Raw genomic sequence first — 15,284 nt, forward strand, 5'->3', positions numbered from 1 at the left:
ACTAGCTCTTTGTGAGGACGCCGCAGGCGATGCGGTCGCCAGCATTGCCTGAAGGCTCGCTGGTCCCGTCATCGGGGTCGGCGTGGATCATCACGGCTGTTCCGTCGGCATCGAAGATGTAGCCTTCGATTTCGGCGCGGCTGCCGCGCAAATCGACCGTCGTGGTGACTGTGCCGGACGAGGGCACCGAGAGATTGGGCAGGTCGCCCAGATGGCTGCCGTCGTCATCGTCCAGCCCGTGCCCTTCATTGGTCGGGTTCAAATGGCCTCCAGCCGAGGTGAAGTCCGGACGCTTGCACTCGCCCACAGTGTGCAGGTGAAAGCCATGCTCGCCCGGTGTGATCCCCGTGGCGGCAATTGCGAGGGTGAGCGTATTGCCATTGGCGAGGAGCTGCGCGGTTCCCGCAGGAACGCCATTGGCCAATGTCAGCCGGGCCGAGGCGATGCGCTCTGTCGGGATCTGGTCAATCGACTGACAAGCGGTGAGCGCAAGGGCCATCGTGGCTACAACCGAAGCCTTGGCAATAGCGGATGCGGTGGCGGACGCGGGTGTGCGCAGGCTGTTAGGTTTGGTCGTATGGATGGTCATGCGGGCATTCCTTCGCTGGAGACTATGCCCACACAACGAAAAAGGGGCCGGATTGCTCCGGCCCCTCTTCATTTTCTTCGCTGCTGCGAAACTTACATGCCCGAACCCGGACCGTAAGTGATTTCCACGCGGCGGTTCTGCAGTTCGCGAACACCGTCGGCGGTCGGAACGCGGGGCTGCGATTCGCCGAAGGCTTCGCTGCTGATCCGCATGCCCGGAATACCGCGACCCGTCAGGTAATCGGTAACCGAGGAGTTACGACGCTCGGCCAGGCCGATGTTGTACTGCACGCTGCCCGAACGGTCGGTGTGGCCTGCCAGCATGACCGAAGCCGTGCCGCAATTGGCGTATGCCGAAACCGCGTTGTTCAGGATCGTTGCTGCTTCCGGCGTGATATCCGACTGATCCCAGTTGAAGAACACGATGTACGGACCCGTGTTGCACTCAGCGACCGGCGGAGGCGGTGGCGGAGGCGGCGGGGGCGGCGGAGGCGGCGGTGGGGGCGGCGGAGGCGGAGGCGGAGGCGGCGGAGCCGCACCGAAGTTGAACGCCAGCGTACCCAGCAGGGAGTGCGAACGCGACTGCGCGCTGTTCGTCCGGCCGGCACGGTCCAGTACGGACACGCCCTGTGCGGTGAACATGCGATACTTCAGGCCAACGTCGATCGTGTCGGTCAGCGGAGCGCGCACACCAGCGAGCAGCTGGTAAGCGAAGCCGGTGTCCGAATCGTCGAAGCCGTCAGGAACGTTCGTGTTGATCGTCGCGCCGATGTCGGTGCGAGCTACGCCCAGACCACCACCGATGAATGCCTGAAGGCCGTCATCGGGACCGAAGTCTGCGAGAGCGTTGATCATGAAGCTCAGCGAGCTCGTGCTGCCGTTGGCAGGATAGATACCGTTCGAAACGAAACCGGTACCATTCGTGCCGCCACCGGGAAAACCACGGTTGCCGACAGTGACACCTTCGATGTCAGCTTCACGATAGCTGGCTTCGGCTTCGAGGCGAACGCCGCCGAAGTCGTAACCGACGATACCGCCGAAATCGAAACCTTCGTCGTGACCGAGTGTCAGATCGTCGGCCTGGCCATTAATGTCCAGATCGATGTCCTGCATAACAGTCACGCCGCCGTCGAATTCGACGTACCACGCATCTTCGCGGGCATGGGCCGGCACAGTGAGTGCCGTCGATGCCATCGCCATTCCAATGACGAGTTTCCGCATTACAAATTCCCCTTTTAAAGCGAAATGGAGCCACCAAGAGGCCCCTCATCTAACTTTTGAACAAAGGCGAAGCAAGCAAACATCCATGTGATAGTGTTGCAAGAATGCCGCGATTGGCTGTCTTGCGCCACAAAATGCCTGAATTCTCCGTCCTGTGGGGTGCTAACGGCGCATCACCAGCGAAGTTCCAGCGATTTTCGATTTCTGCGAAAACAAGTCGATTCAGATGATTCCCGATTGCTCCAATGCGGCCACGAGATCGGCAATGGCCGCCCGTGCTTCAGTGTCCTGCGTCGTGCCGCCATCGATTGCAGCCGGGCCTTGCGGGCGCTGCCAGATACCGTCGTAGAACAATGTCGCTCCGGTCGATATTTCATAGCAGCGCTGGCCGATGACCGGCTCCACAAACGCCCAAGCATCATCAATCCGGCACGCGACCGACCCGTCATGGCCTTCCCAGCTGCCGGTTGCCGATGGAGCCACAAGCCAGCATTCGCCTTCCTCCGCGGTGGAAGGCGGCGTGTCCGATTCGCCCCCCACTGTCATATGCAGAAGCGCGGAAATCCGGGTCAGCGCGTCGTTGACGGTGAACTCCTTCTGGGCCTGTCCGGCGAACAGCAGGGGCAAATCGAACCGGGCGGTGCGCGAAGTATAGGTTATGGACTGGGTCATCTTGTGGTCCTTTGTCGTGGGGGCTGGGATGCTGCTTGAGAGCTAGAGCGCGGTCAGGCTCAGGGGAGTGGAGCGCGCGAAGGTGCCTTGCTGCTGAACCCACAGCGTTTTTCCCGTGTGGGTTGCGGACAGTTCGCTCACCTCGTCGGCAGAGAGATCGAGCCGTGGTTCGCTGGCCTCCCAGTTGGCGACAGGTGCATCGACGGGGCCAAGCCCCACCAGATAGCTTTCGGTTTCCTCGACCAGCGGAGCATCGACAGCGTCACGCCAGACCCATGCGCCGCGCGAGCGGCGGGTCCAGCACAGGGTGAGGCCACCATCGCCAGCCCGATAGGCCTGCCCGTGAACAGGCGTCAGCGGTCGCAGCGACGTGTCGGGTCCGGCAATGGCCGCCGTCACTGGCTCAGCATCGCCAAGCCCGCTGGCAGCGATGGCGGGATCGGCTTTTTCTGCAAGACCGGGAGCCAGCGACACGAGGCGGTCATCCAGCAGCACGGCCAGCGCGCCACCGTTGTGGCCCGCCATCGCCGCCGCCTCTGTTCCGCCGCGACCGCGCAGCAGCCCTTCCAGCCGCCACTGCCCGCCACCAAGCGGTACTGGCAAAGCAAACTGCACGATCTCCGCGCCGATAAGCAGGCGATTCGCGCCGACCGCCAAGTCCTGCATGGTGGCGGGGGCCAGCCGTGTGTCCGGCCCGGTAAATGCGACCTCAAGCGAGGCGCAAGGCTCGAATCGCACGGCTCGCGACGGGCCGAGCGGCGCGGCCAATGTGCCTTGCAGCGCATCGCCTCGGGCGGAGCCTGCGGGCTCCAATCCGTTGTCTTGAACGGTGAACAGCGAGGCTCTGGTAGAAGACGAGCCGGTGGTGACGGCGGCAAACATCTGCGCAGTGCCCGCGCTGCCATTGCCGTCCCACGGCAAGCCAAAGGCGGACAGGGTTGTCGGCCCGGCCTGCACATCCCCGGGCAAAGGAATCCGGCCCGGATCGGAGGCCGGTATCGCACCGTCGGGGAAAGAATGCCGGACCAGTTCTAGCTCGACCGCGCGCTCCCGCCATTCCCATGCCAGCACGCGGTAATGGCCTGCGCGGCCGGGCAATGTGACCAATTGGCCGGGACGGATCGCAGGGTCGAGCTCGGCCATCCGCCAGGCAATCGTCTCTGCGGTAGCCGCGCCGCGCCGTGCAGCCTGCGCAGTCAACGCCTTGGCTGCCGGGGCCGCAATCGTGGCGGGAAACTCCACAATGGAGGCGCGCCCACTGGCCGCGCGCCCATCGAGCCGCTGGACGCCCGGTTGGTAGTCGCGCGCCGGATCGTAATGCCTTACCCCGGCAATCGTGGCCCGTGCACCGTCGGCGCGCTGCGCAGCGAGACCTCCAGCCTGTCCGTAATCCTGACCATCCCATGCAGCAACGCGGTCCGGCGGAAGGAGCAGGGCGGTGTCCGCACCGAGACGGGAAACTTGTGCAATCGACAGCCTGTCGCCCGAGGCATCAAAGGCTAGCGGATACAATTGACCGACCGTTTCAAAATGCTGCGCTAACGACCCTGTTTCTGCCGCATACCCGGCAAGGCCCGCGAAAACGTCATCGGCTTCGACCGGTTCAGGAAGCGAGGCGGGCGTCGGGCTTGCAAGCTGTGTCAGCCGGACATCGCCGGAACCGGCAATAATCTCAAAGGTCAGGGCGGGAATACGATTGCCGAAATCGCCCAGCTGCAAATCCTCGAACACCGCATAGGCAAGTCCGCGAAATGCGGGGGCGGACGCGCCTTCGGCAGACGCGATCAGCGGGTCGGGGGCCTGATCGGCAAAGCCGCGATGCAGCCGGAACGTGCCGCCTGTCTTCAGATCACCGGCAGCCCCGCGCAGCAGATTGCCATCGGCCCAGATGCGCCCGACGCTCTCGATCGGGCTGCTGGAAAGCGCGACGGCGAAGGAGCTAGAATAGCTGTAGGTCGTGGTGCCCGGCTGTCCTTTTCCACCGCCGCTGCTCTCGCTGCTTTCCACAAGTTCGGTGGCCCAGATGATCGTCCCGCCGCTGCGCGAGGTGCCGTAATGGCGGGCCACCGGATTGCCATAGCTGGAGGTGGTGACATCCAGTTCCTTGAGGCGCGGGCCTTCACGGGTGCCGGTGCCGATAATAGCGCTGTCGATCTGGCGACCGGCCAGTGCGCCGAGTGCGCCGCCAAGCGGTCCGCCCAGCGCAGTGCCGACGGCGGTAAGAAGAAGCGTTGCCATATGCCGGGGTGTCCTTTGGCTGGTTCAGTCGAAGCGCCACCGCGCAAGGGCGGGCCAGGGCGGCGTACCGGGCGTGCGAACCACGCGGCGCAGGCCCGCATGGGCGTGAATGAAGGAGACTTGCGAGGATGGCCGCAGGCCTGAATGCTCGATAATCAGCAGGTGGTGCTGGCCCGATCCTAAAGCGCACAGGACGATATCGCCGGTTCGATCGGGAATGCGCGGCTCGTCAGTGCGCCGGGCGGGAGCCTCGCCCAGTGCGTTTAGAAGCGGGGCAATGGAGGCATTGCGGAGCCGGTAGGAAAGCGGTGTTTCGAGCGCATAGCCCGCCCCCTGCATGGCCGCCTCGATCAGGCCGACGCAATCGAGCCCCGTCACCGGGTCGCGACCGTGAAGGCGGAAGGGCGTGCCTATCAGTTGTGCGGCGGCGGCGGCGAGGGCCTCGCCATTTCCGCTCATCGCGCGCTCAGCCCGGAGAGCCGTAGCGGGCCAGCAGATCATTGCCCGGCAGGAACGGCTCGCCTTGAAAATTGGCGGCATTGCCGAAGCGGGTGGAGCAGGTGGCCAGCGTATGGTCGCAGCCTTCTCGCAAGGCGACCGGTGCTCCGACCATTTCGACCAGAACAGGCGGAGGATCGTCCAGCTTCAGCCATCCATTATCGATGCCGAGCACTTCGCACCTCTTGCCGATATGCGCGCCGCTCAGCCAACGCAGTTCGCCCGACAGAAACAAGGCCGCGTCGGTTACGGAGACGCGCACCGATCCGGCTGTGCCATCGGCCTCCGTAATCTCGCCATGGTGGGTGAACCGTGCCGCCGACAAAGTGCAGCCCGGCCCGCAAAATTGTGCGCGGCAGGAGGGGCTGGTGCGCACGGGTTCGCCCGTATCGAGCACAGCTTTCGCGGATTGCAACTCGGCGATAAACGCCCCGTCTTCCTGCGAGACCGAGCCCAGCGTGCCATGAAACAGGGTGGCGCTTTCGGCTGTTTCCCAGTCGACTGCGCCCACTTCCACCCGCGCATTGTCGTATCGACCCTGCTGCAAATCCTCTTCCGAAATGCTCCAGTGGCCGAGCGGCCCCTGCATCTCGGCACTGTCGCCATCGATCCGTTCGGTTTTGCGTAGCGAGGCGGGCAGAATGCCGGGCGCGGCGCGGTGAAGGATGCCATCAAACGTGATGTCGCGGTCATGGCTGACAAAGCCCAGAGCGACCCCGTCGGTGCGAAAAATCCGCCAGAAAGTCGCTACGCCTTCCAGTTCGGACGCGAAGTAGACGTGCCCGCTCATACCGCCTCGCGCACTTCGATCAGCGGCACGGACGGGGCCTCTCCGGCGGCATAATTGGCGCTGGTCACATCCAGCCGGTCTTCGGCAAAACGCACCGATACATCGAACAGGAAGCCTGCCGTGATGGCCGCGCCTTGGGGCGGTGCTTCATCGAACATTAGCACTCCGCCTGCTTGCAGGCTCCAGCCAGTCACCTCCGCCCCGTCCACGGCCACACGGACCGTCTCGGCACGCGGGCGCGTGATCCGGCGAATTTGCGGCTCGTCGAACCCGCCGGGGGAATTGGCACCATAGGATTTGATCAGCGGGAAGCGCGCCGCCAGCCCGTCGCCGGTCGCGATGGTCTGGTCGAGCGGACCGGGCGTACCGGTCATGGCGTTGGAGCTGAAATCGAACGGATCGGACAGGCGGAAAGCGCGCGCCGCCCCGCGCCGGGCGCGGAAGAAGGCGATCAGCGTGCCCAGCTCCTTCTCGCTGCGGATGCCCGGCCCGACATCGAAGCTGAGCCGCGCGTCAGACCACAGCGAGCTGCGCCGCTCATGGCCTGAAGCGGTGACCGCAATCGTGGTCGAAAATTCCGGGCTGACCCCGGCATCTCGGCCCAGAGCCAGCGGGTAGAGAACGTCGTCATAGGCCTGCATGGTGTCATCCTCCTGAAAGGGCAATCGGGTGTATCCGTCGCGCGCGACCTGCGGCAGCGCCCAGACATAGCGCTGGGCCACGCCGCGTTCCCGCGCTTCCTCCAGGCCCGCATCGATGATCGGCCAGAAGCGCGCTGCATCTTCCGCGAGGAGCACAAAGCCGGAGAGATAATCCTGCCGGTCCAGCGGATAGCCGAGCCGCTGATCGACAAATGTGTAAGCGGCCCTGCGCAGGCCGTCGGCTCCGCCGGTCAACCAGTCGTAATCTTCGAGCTGGAGCCGGTCGAAAGCGGGAAAGGCCCACTCCACCGGCAGATTGGCGCGCCGTGCTTCGGGCATGGCAGGGTCCAGAATGGTCGGCGTGAAAGCCAGCAGCAGGATCTCCGCCGGGCCGCTGGCCGCATCGCGCACGGCCTGTCCCAGTGCGGCGGTGGAGTTCGCAAGCACAGTGCCCGCCAGATCCAGCACCTGTTTCTGGCGGAAATTGAAACTCGCCGTCATGTCGTCGACCAGCGGGAGCGAGCCGAATTCGGCAAGGATCAACGCCCGCATGGAGGTGTCGTACAGGCAAATGGAGGCGGTGGCGGGGATGATCCACCACCATGGCTCGCCGATCTGGAACAGCACCGGCAAAGCTGCAGTCTCTTGCAAAGCGACGAACCGCGCGGCGACCGATTGCAGATACGCCATAGCGGGTGCGCTTGCCGGAGAAAGCAGCGCGGAGGGCGGGACCCAGCCGGTGCGGGCGTAATTGCCCTGACGGTCCTGCTGCTGCCAGTCGAGCGGACAATGCTCGGCAAACAGCTCGTAAGAGAGGGAGACGATCGGGTTGATGCGCGCTTGTTTGCAAGCTGCGAAGAACGCCTCGTGCCAGCGGTTTGCGGGGGTGCACAGGTTGCCTGTCTGGTCGACCAGCAAATCGTCCACATCGCGTTCCAGCCGGAAGAAATGGCTCATCCCGACATAATGGACCAGCCGATCGCGGTAACCGAGACCGATGATGGAGCGTAGCAGCCGTTCGGGCGTCTGGTTGAAGCTATCGTCATAGGCGGTGGCGATCCGCTCCCCGTGTTCGGGCAGCATCACATCGCCGATGGGCAGCACGGCATGTTCGCCCTCGCAGCGTATCGCGCTCAGCTCTACCCAGCCATCCGCCCGTGCGGGCAAAGGCTGGTCGCTCCCTTGCACAAAAGCGGGCGGGACGCAGGAGATAAACATCCGGTCGATATCGGCGGGGTGCACCGCCTCGCCCGGCAGGACGAAGCCCGATTGGAGCGAGGAGAAGGGCAGGCTGATCTGCGCATCCTCCGGCGTGCCCGAGGCGTAGTTCCACAGCCGGACATACCAGCTGCGCGGAGTGCCCGCAGCGTCGCGGCCCTCGATGGTCAGCGTCGGGCCATTGACCGCATCGAGCGCAATCACCCCGCCCGACCGCCACCGGAAATGCAGCACAGTGTGCGCATAGTCGCGATTGGTGTCGTAGCCGAGCAGCGGGTGATCGAGCGTGTCTTCGCTCTCCCAGATCAGCCCGGCGAGCTCGCCCTCGTTGTGAAACTCCAGATCGACCCGCAGCGAATCCGCGCCGGTAGTGACGATGCTGGCCATCATCGGACGGGGAAAATTGACCGTCCAGAACCGCGGATCGAAGCGCTGGATGAAATCGCTGTCCTGTCCTTGGCGTTTGCTCGCCAGCCAGAATGCCATAATGTTTCCTTTGAGCTGTGACCGGTTCGCCCCCGCGAACCGCAAGGCCGACTGGCCGCCCGCAGCGACGCGGCCTTCAGGCCGCATGAGCGAGGAAATCGCGAGCGCGGATGCGCTTGCGGAGAAGAAACTCAGGCTTGCCTGAGTGCTCGGCTAACCGCGCTGGCGACCTGGCGGCTAGAGCGCTGCATTGCCGTGGGGGCTGAGAGACCGCGTTCGGCATTCAGCCTTATGGCCACATTGATGTTGCGCCCGCCGGAAGCGCCAGAGGTGCCGGAGCCGGTTTCCACCCGGCCCGCGCTGGTCGGCACGAACAATTCGGGTCCGCGCTCGCCGACGATATAACCGCGTCCGGGGGAGACCGGCCCGCCGGTGGCGCGTCCGGGCAGGCCGAACAATGCGCCCAGCGTGCCGCCGAGCAAGCCACCCAACCCGCTGTTGGATCCACCGAACAGCGAACCCAGACCGAGATTGAGCGCCTGCGAAGCTATCTGGTCCAACGCAGCGCTGGCCGTGCGCTTCAGGTCGTCAAAGCCAAGGCTTCCCTTGCGCAAGGCGGTAAGCAGCCCGCGCTCCAGAACGCCGCCAGCCTTCTCGAACCCTTGCACCAGAGTGCCGTCGAAGCTCGAGCGCATCTGGGCGATATCGGCCTGAAAGCCTTGCGTGCTGGCGCGAACCTCGACCAGCATTTCGTCGATCGGATCATCCATGGCGGTGCCTTTTGTGTGTGTCGGTTGCGGTCATGCGGTCGATGTCGTCCCGTGAAATCGTATCTCGCGATGCCGCGCCCGCCGGAGGGGCGAGGGACAGCGCCAGTTCGGCAGGAGTGGCGGACCAGAACTCGCGCGGTTTCCAGCCAAGAGCCTGTGCGGCGAGGGCCGCCAGTTGCGGAACGCTGTCCGCCAATCGCTCTTGCATTACCCGCGCTAGCCCTGGCCCTGCAGGATCGCCCCGAGCAGAGCGCGCAAAGGTTTGGCGCAAGCCGCGAGCCCGGCTTCCATCACGGCGGTTCCCACTTCGTCGCGGGTCAGGTCCTGCCGCTGTGCAAGGCAGTGCCAGAACAGCGCGGTCATTTCGGAGAGGCGCAATTGTCCCTCGCCCGCCCGCTCGACCAGCGCGAAGAGCGGGCCCAGCTCTTCCTCTGCCGCAATCAGCGCGGTGAATGTCGGGCGCAGCAAATGCGGAGTGCCGGCTATCACCAACTCGGCCTCACCGCGTAAGCTGTTCGCGCTCATGCGGGCAGCACCGGGCCTGAGCTTTCCAGCTGGAGCGTGTAATTGCGCTCGCCATTGAAATCGCCCGAATAATCGAGCCGCTGGATCAGGAAGCGCCCCTGCATCCGTGCGCCGTCTTCGAAGCTTAGCTCGTAATCGGCGACCGTGCCGGACAGCGCTTCGGACTGGATCTGAGCTTCGGCTGCGGAGCCGAGAAAGATGCCGCTGGCAGAGACACTGACCGAGCGGGTGCCCGCGCCGGAAAGCAAATCGCGCCAGCCGCCCGATTCCTTGTGCGTGACGACGACGGTGTCGCCATTGATCGACATCTGCGTGGTGCGCAGACCGGCGACGGTTTCGTAGGCTGGAGGCTGCGCTCCATCGGAAATCTTGAGGAGGAAGGCGGAGCCTTTTTGTGCAGGCATTGGGGGAGGTCCTTTCGGGCGTGGGTTCAATTGGGAATGTTGCCGAGTTCGCGCAGAGAGCGCGGAGAAACGCAGAGGTCTTGTGCGAGCGGCGAGGCCGCTTTGGAATTGCGACGGTGCGACGCGGTGCGATGTGCACCGATCGAGTGCGGCTTCGCCGCGAGCGAGACATCTTCGCATCTCTGCTCCTCTGCGGTCTCTGCGCGAAATACTGGCGCGGGCTGAGGCATTATGCCTTTGGTGGAAAAAACATCGTCATTGCGAGGAGCGAAGCGACGCGGCAATCCAGAGTGCGACCACATTCGCCGGTCACTGCCGGTCCACTTGATTGGAACGGCATCCCATGGATTGCCGCGCTCCCTGCGGTCGCTCGCAATGACGAAGTCGGGGGCAAGGTCTCTAAGTCAGCACTACCCGGAACCGATACTCCACCAGACTTGCCCGCTCGTTCTTTGCGCGGCGTTCGGTGCGGGCGCGCAGGAACTGGATGCCGGCGATCTCGTAGCCATTTTGCTGGGTAGGCAGCGTTTCCACCCGCGCTTCGATTGCCCGGAGCAGTTCAGCCGCATCGCCCGGCACGTCGCCGCGGTGGCGTAGCTCCAGCGCGATGCGGATTTCGCGGCCCGTGTGGGTCTTGCTGCTCCAGTCGACAGAGGCGCTGGCGACAAGCGCGAGCCACGGCATCATGGCCCGGCTGGTCTCGGCCTCGTCCACCAGATTGACCGCTGCGGTAATCGTGGGTTCGCCGCGCAGCCAGCCGAGTAGATCGGTGCGCAATTGGGTTTCCATGGGCTATTCCTCGAACATGTCGGGCCACAGGCCGCGCGGATCGCGCGACAGCGCTGCGGAGCGGCGGGCGTTGACGGCGTCCACCGCCATCCTCGCGGCGCGCGCGGCAAGGCGGCGGGTGAGAGCTGCGGCAGGCGGGCGGATGCGGGTGTCGATCACGGCGCCGTTCAAGTCAGCCGCATGATGCGCCACGGCCGCCACAAGGCAGCAACCGCAGCGGGCGGCGAGGAGCGCGGATCATCCTCGCGGGCCCGGTAATAATGCGCGGCAAGGCGTAGAATACCGTGGCGCAGGCCATCGGGCAGGCTGGCCCAATCGGGTGACAGGCCGGCAACAAATCGTACCGCGACCCGGCCTGCTGCGCCCGGGCGGATCACGCGCACACACGCTGTCCCGTCAGCGCCCAGCTCGACCGCCCACGCATCGGAGGGAAGCGCGAAACGCGGCCCCTCGGCAGGAATGCCCTCGATCCCCAGCACGGCCTGAACCGGCTGCGCAGGAACGCCTTGCCAGTCTTTGACGACCGGCAGGATCGCCTCTGCTTCAAAATTGATCGGGACGATACCGGTGAAAGCCTCGCACGCCTCCAGCGCGGCGCGAAGCAGGCTCGCCAGTTGCGGATTCTCGCTGTCGCGCGAAACGGCAAGCCACTGGCGCAATTCATCGAGTGCCCCCGCCATCACGGGGGGCACGAGGGTGGTTTTTGGCATAATGGTCGTCCCTGTATGGGGAGGGGCGCATGATCGAGAGCGCGCGTGATGTGTGGCGGTTGTTGCGGTGTTTTTGTCTCATGCGCCTGCATCCGCAGGCGCGTCCTCGGTGCTGTTTCGATGCTTTGCATCGAGCACCTGCGGTCGGGCGGTCGCCCTCTGTCGGTCGCTGGTCGCGCCCGAGATCAGTCCGACATTGGTAGCCGGCGATGGTATCGGAGCCGATAGGCGACGACAGCGCGCGACCGCGCGCCGCCGCTTATGCGGCGTAGCAAGGGGTGCGGATGCACCCCGCCCGCAGGGTCCAAACAAAAAAGGCAGCGCGGGTGCAGCGCCAGCAATTGGCACTACACCCGCACGCGCTGCGCCCTACTCCTCGATCCGCAGCAGTTTGATCGCGCTGCTATCCAGCACCTGCCCGCCCACGCGCTTGGTCGCGTAGAAGTGGACGAAGGGCTTGTTGGTGAACGGATCGCGCAGCACCTGCGTCGCGCTGCGTTCTGCAATCAGATAGCCGTGGCGGAAATTGCCGAATGCGACGGGGAATTCGCCCGCGCCGATATCGGGCATGTCCTCCGCCTCGACCACCGGATAGCCGAGCAATCGGTCGGGTTGACCATCGACCAGACCCGGCTGCCACAGAAACGCGCCATCGGCGGTCTTCAGCTTGCGGACCTGCGCCAGTGTGGCGCTGTTCATCACGAAGCTGGCGCCCTGGCGATGCCCGGCCTTAATCGTGTGGACCAGATCGATCAGCTTCGCATCGGGATCCGTGCCAAAACCGGCCGCGTCGCCGGTGCCGATATATTGCAGGGTGCCAAACGCGCGCGCGCCGTCGTCAGCGGTGGAGAAGGGCGCGGAGAGGAACCCCTCGGGTTGGTCCGAGCCGGAGCCGCTGACGAAGGCAGCCCCTTCGGCGCGGGCGAATTCCATGGCGATCTCGCTCGCCAGCCAGCTTTCCAGATCGAAACCGGCATCGTCCAGCATGGTCTGGCTGGCCGCCGGATTGGCATAGAGATCACCCGATGGCGGCGCGATCTCGGCAAATTCCGGCGTTTCGGTCTCCGGGCGGGCCGCCGATTCGGAGACCCAGCCGCTGGCTGTGCCGCTGGTGCTGACCAGCTTGCGATAGCCTGCGCTACCGGTCTGTACCACTTGGGCGAGGCTGCGGATCGGGCTGATCTCGGTCAGCTCGCGGGCAATCATCGCATCGATGACGCGCGGCACGGCATAGCCGCCGTCGCTGGGTGTGATCGTGTTGAGCGATTTGAGCTCGTGCGTGGAGCCGCGCCGCAGATAGCCATCGACGAAGCCTTTTACCTCGGGCGTGGCGGTGTCTGCTCCGCCGATGGCGGGGCGCGACGCGACGCGCCCGATGCGGTCGACGCGGGCCTTCACCTCGTCGACATCGCTGCGCAGCGCGGTGACATCGGCCTCGGTTTTGTCCTGACGGGCGGCAATGTCGAAGCTCTGCATCGCAGGGTCGCGGGCCGGGTCTGGGGCCGTTTCTGCAGCGGAAATGGTGGAAGTGATGGTGTCCATAGGGGGTGCCTTTCCTGGCGTTGGGGATGGGGGAGTGTTTGTTGTCCGCACGCCATCCGGCGTGCGAAATCCTCGCGCCTGCGGCGCTGCGGGCGGCCGGTCGGCCTTGCGGTCGGCTAGTCGCCGACCGAGCTCCGGGACGAGGCTGAACCCGCGGACACGGGTTCAAGAAATAAAAATCACCCGCGCCTGATCCTGCAGCGGGTGGGTGACAAGGCTCACTTCGAACAGGTCGATTTCGTCCAGCTGGCGGCCTGATGGCTCTTGGCGGCTGGCCCGTGCGCGGTAGCCGAAGCTGAGGCCATCGACTGCGCGATTGGCGAGGAGGTTCGCGGCGCGGCTGTGGGGATTGTCGATTCTAGCAACGACCCGCAGGCCGCGCGCATCCTCCTCGGCGCGTTCGATCCAGCCGATCCGCTGCTCCGGATGGTGCTGCCAATAGAGCGGCAGCGGAGTGTCGCGTTCTCCCAGCGTACGGGCAAAGGCGCCGGGATGGATCGTATCGCGCGCGGCGTCGGGTGTGCCAAACAGGGCAGCGTATCCGGCAAAGCGCATGATCGGCGAACTCATCGGACCATCTCCGGCACGCCCAGCCTGACCGCAATGCCGATCAACAGAAGCGCGAACATTCCGCGCATGATCCAGTCGAGCGCAGCCTTCAGCGCGCCCGATTTCGTTTCACGCCATGCGCCGAGCAGTTCGCGCAGTTCGTCGATGTCGTCCTGCGCGCTCTCATCGGCCAGACCCATGCGGCCCAGCGCCCGCGCCGCGCCTGCCTCGCTGGCTTCCTCGACAATCGCGCGCAGGGTGATCAGGTTGCTCGCACCCGCGCCATCATCGCTCGTCGCCTGTGCGATCAGTCGCGCAATCATGTCTTCCGATGGCAGGGGGCTGTTCTCCATCCGGCTCATTGCGCAGCTCCTGTGTCCAGACCCAGCATCACCCGCTTCTCCTCGTCCGAGAGGAAATCGGCGGCGGTGACCTGGCTCCATAGTTTCTCGCGGTCGTCGGCCAGAGCGGGCACCCGGTCGAGATCGACCGAGAGGCTGGCATCGGGGAACCACGGCGACAGACCATCGGCGATGCCCGACAGGATCTTGCCGGCCAGCGGCAGCAGGGTCAGCCGCCACAGGGCGCGGTTGGCCTCGCGGTAATTGGCGTACGTATTGTCGCCCGGCAGGCCGAGCAGCATGGGCGGCACGCCAAACGCCAGCGCGATATCGCGTGCGGCGGCGGCTTTCAGCGTGGCGAAGTCCATTTCTGCGGGGCTCATCGCCATGGATTGCCAGCTCAGCCCGCCATCCAGCAGCATGGGCCGCCCGACATTGGCTTCGCCGGAGAAGGCACGGGTCAGCTCGTCCTTCAGCCGCTCGAATTGCTCCGGCGTCAGCGAAGCGCCCTCGCTGGCATCGTGGACCAACGCCCCGCTGGGCCGCGCCGAATTGGCCAGCAGCGCGCGGTTCCATTCGCTCGCGGCGTTGTGGATCGCGACCGCGCCATGGGCGGCGGCGAGGCAGCCTGCGCCGTAATGGTCGTCGCCCGGATTGAAGCTGCGCAGATGGATGATTTCGGGCCAGCCATTGTCATCCTCCAGCGGCACGGTGATGGTGCGTTCCGCGAGGCGATATTCGTAAGCGCAGGGCCAGCCATCAGGCCCGGCGACAACGCTCACCCGCTCGGGCCGCAGGGCGAACAATTCGACCGGCTTGCCGCCGGCATCTTTCATGATCTGGACATAGCCATTGCCATGCAGTGTCAGATGCGCGGCCAGCGTTTCGATCAGGCTTTGTCCGGCGGAAGGCGCATTGATCAGCGCGGCGAGCTTCGTATCGGTCTCGCCGAGCGGCGCGCTACCTACCCCTTCGGCGACAATCCGCACGGCGCGCTGGGCCACGGGATTGTCGATAAAGCCGCTTTGCAGCGCGCTGTTGTAGTTAAAGGCTGCGCGGCCCGTGCCCGCTTCAAACGCCGTCGCCCAAGGCGAGACATAGCCGCTCGGAATGGCACGGTTCAAAGGTACACGGGCGCCGCCCCCGCCCTTGAAGGCAGAGGACAGGGTATCGAGAAATGACATGGGATTTCCTTTTCTTGCGCTCACATCTGTGAGCGCGTCCTCGGTGCAGTTTCGATGCTGCGCATCGAGCACCTGCGGGGCGGCCGCGTGGCCTTGCGGTTGGCTGGTTGCCAACCGAGATTGGGAAGACAGTACTGGCTAGGAATGGGTCGAGGCCGCGAGGCCTCGCAAGGGCGAC

At 65.1% G+C, this 15,284-nt stretch carries 19 protein-coding genes; 1 reads left to right on the plus strand and 18 read right to left on the minus strand.

Annotated features, from left to right (window positions below; genetic code table 11):
• Position 1 precedes the first annotated feature (1 nt).
• The 7 genes from ACFCW2_RS06190 to ACFCW2_RS06220 form a co-directional block, all read right to left on the minus strand.
• Positions 2–589, minus strand: coding sequence for a superoxide dismutase family protein (locus ACFCW2_RS06190; RefSeq protein ID WP_379548756.1), 588 nt, complete (start codon positions 587–589; stop codon positions 2–4).
• Between the two features lie 92 nt (positions 590–681).
• Positions 682–1,809: an OmpA family protein gene (locus ACFCW2_RS06195; RefSeq protein WP_379548757.1), complete on the minus strand. Its 1,128-nt coding sequence runs from the start codon at positions 1,807–1,809 to the stop codon at positions 682–684.
• Between the two features lie 222 nt (positions 1,810–2,031).
• On the minus strand, positions 2,032–2,481 hold the full coding sequence (locus ACFCW2_RS06200; protein ID WP_379548758.1) for a DUF2793 domain-containing protein: 450 nt from the start codon (positions 2,479–2,481) through the stop codon (positions 2,032–2,034).
• Between the two features lie 42 nt (positions 2,482–2,523).
• Complete coding sequence (locus ACFCW2_RS06205) at positions 2,524–4,719, minus strand: phage tail baseplate protein (protein WP_379548759.1); 2,196 nt, start codon at positions 4,717–4,719, stop codon at positions 2,524–2,526.
• 24 nt (positions 4,720–4,743) lie between these two features.
• Positions 4,744–5,178, minus strand: coding sequence for a peptidoglycan endopeptidase (locus tag ACFCW2_RS06210; RefSeq protein ID WP_379548760.1), 435 nt, complete (start codon positions 5,176–5,178; stop codon positions 4,744–4,746).
• Between the two features lie 7 nt (positions 5,179–5,185).
• Complete coding sequence (locus ACFCW2_RS06215) at positions 5,186–6,007, minus strand: DUF2163 domain-containing protein (RefSeq protein WP_379548761.1); 822 nt, start codon at positions 6,005–6,007, stop codon at positions 5,186–5,188.
• A complete protein-coding gene (locus ACFCW2_RS06220; protein ID WP_379548762.1) occupies positions 6,004–8,352 on the minus strand; it encodes a DUF2460 domain-containing protein in 2,349 nt (782 codons plus the stop codon). Before ACFCW2_RS06220 ends, ACFCW2_RS06215 begins: the two co-directional genes overlap by 4 nt.
• A 1-nt stretch (position 8,353) precedes the next feature.
• Here ACFCW2_RS06220 and ACFCW2_RS06225 point away from each other — a divergent pair, with 1 nt between their 5' ends.
• The gene (locus tag ACFCW2_RS06225; RefSeq protein WP_379548763.1) at positions 8,354–8,497 is read left to right on the plus strand and encodes a hypothetical protein; all 144 of its coding nucleotides are present in this window, start codon (positions 8,354–8,356) and stop codon (positions 8,495–8,497) included.
• Here the strand turns inward: ACFCW2_RS06225 and ACFCW2_RS06230 are convergent.
• The 11 genes from ACFCW2_RS06230 to ACFCW2_RS06280 all read right to left on the minus strand — a co-directional run bounded on the left by ACFCW2_RS06230 (position 8,484) and on the right by ACFCW2_RS06280 (position 15,106).
• Positions 8,484–9,062 carry a tail tape measure protein gene (locus tag ACFCW2_RS06230; RefSeq protein ID WP_379548764.1) on the minus strand — a complete coding sequence of 193 codons (579 nt, stop codon included), beginning with the start codon at positions 9,060–9,062 and terminating at the stop codon, positions 8,484–8,486. The genes ACFCW2_RS06225 and ACFCW2_RS06230 overlap by 14 nt on opposite strands.
• Entirely contained in the window at positions 9,055–9,270 is a 216-nt protein-coding gene (locus ACFCW2_RS06235; RefSeq protein WP_379548765.1) for a phage tail assembly chaperone, read from the minus strand. The genes ACFCW2_RS06230 and ACFCW2_RS06235 overlap by 8 nt, the downstream gene beginning before the upstream one ends.
• A gap of 8 nt (positions 9,271–9,278) precedes the next feature.
• Positions 9,279–9,587: a gene transfer agent family protein gene (locus ACFCW2_RS06240; protein WP_379548766.1), complete on the minus strand. Its 309-nt coding sequence runs from the start codon at positions 9,585–9,587 to the stop codon at positions 9,279–9,281.
• Complete coding sequence (locus ACFCW2_RS06245) at positions 9,584–9,991, minus strand: phage major tail protein, TP901-1 family (RefSeq protein WP_379548767.1); 408 nt, start codon at positions 9,989–9,991, stop codon at positions 9,584–9,586. Before ACFCW2_RS06245 ends, ACFCW2_RS06240 begins: the two co-directional genes overlap by 4 nt.
• 399 nt (positions 9,992–10,390) lie before the next feature.
• On the minus strand, positions 10,391–10,780 hold the full coding sequence (locus ACFCW2_RS06250) for a DUF3168 domain-containing protein (protein WP_379548768.1): 390 nt from the start codon (positions 10,778–10,780) through the stop codon (positions 10,391–10,393).
• 3 nt (positions 10,781–10,783) lie between these two features.
• The gene (locus tag ACFCW2_RS06255; protein WP_379548769.1) at positions 10,784–10,939 is read right to left on the minus strand and encodes a hypothetical protein; all 156 of its coding nucleotides are present in this window, start codon (positions 10,937–10,939) and stop codon (positions 10,784–10,786) included.
• A gap of 8 nt (positions 10,940–10,947) precedes the next feature.
• Positions 10,948–11,490, minus strand: a complete 543-nt coding sequence (locus ACFCW2_RS06260; RefSeq protein ID WP_379548770.1) for a head-tail connector protein — start codon at positions 11,488–11,490, stop codon at positions 10,948–10,950.
• A 369-nt stretch (positions 11,491–11,859) separates the two neighbouring features.
• Positions 11,860–12,966, minus strand: a complete 1,107-nt coding sequence (locus tag ACFCW2_RS06265) for a phage major capsid protein (RefSeq protein ID WP_379548935.1) — start codon at positions 12,964–12,966, stop codon at positions 11,860–11,862.
• Positions 12,967–13,197: 231 nt separating this feature from the next.
• Positions 13,198–13,602 (minus strand): HK97 family phage prohead protease, encoded by a 405-nt coding sequence (locus tag ACFCW2_RS06270; protein WP_379548771.1) that lies wholly within the window; start codon positions 13,600–13,602, stop codon positions 13,198–13,200.
• Positions 13,599–13,943, minus strand: coding sequence for a DUF6127 family protein (locus ACFCW2_RS06275; RefSeq protein WP_379548772.1), 345 nt, complete (start codon positions 13,941–13,943; stop codon positions 13,599–13,601). The genes ACFCW2_RS06270 and ACFCW2_RS06275 overlap by 4 nt, the downstream gene beginning before the upstream one ends.
• Positions 13,940–15,106, minus strand: a complete 1,167-nt coding sequence (locus ACFCW2_RS06280; RefSeq protein WP_379548773.1) for a phage portal protein — start codon at positions 15,104–15,106, stop codon at positions 13,940–13,942. Before ACFCW2_RS06280 ends, ACFCW2_RS06275 begins: the two co-directional genes overlap by 4 nt.
• Positions 15,107–15,284: the final 178 nt, after the last annotated feature.

Source organism: Qipengyuania algicola, from assembly GCF_042492175.1.
In the GTDB taxonomy this organism is placed as follows: domain Bacteria; phylum Pseudomonadota; class Alphaproteobacteria; order Sphingomonadales; family Sphingomonadaceae; genus CAJXSN01.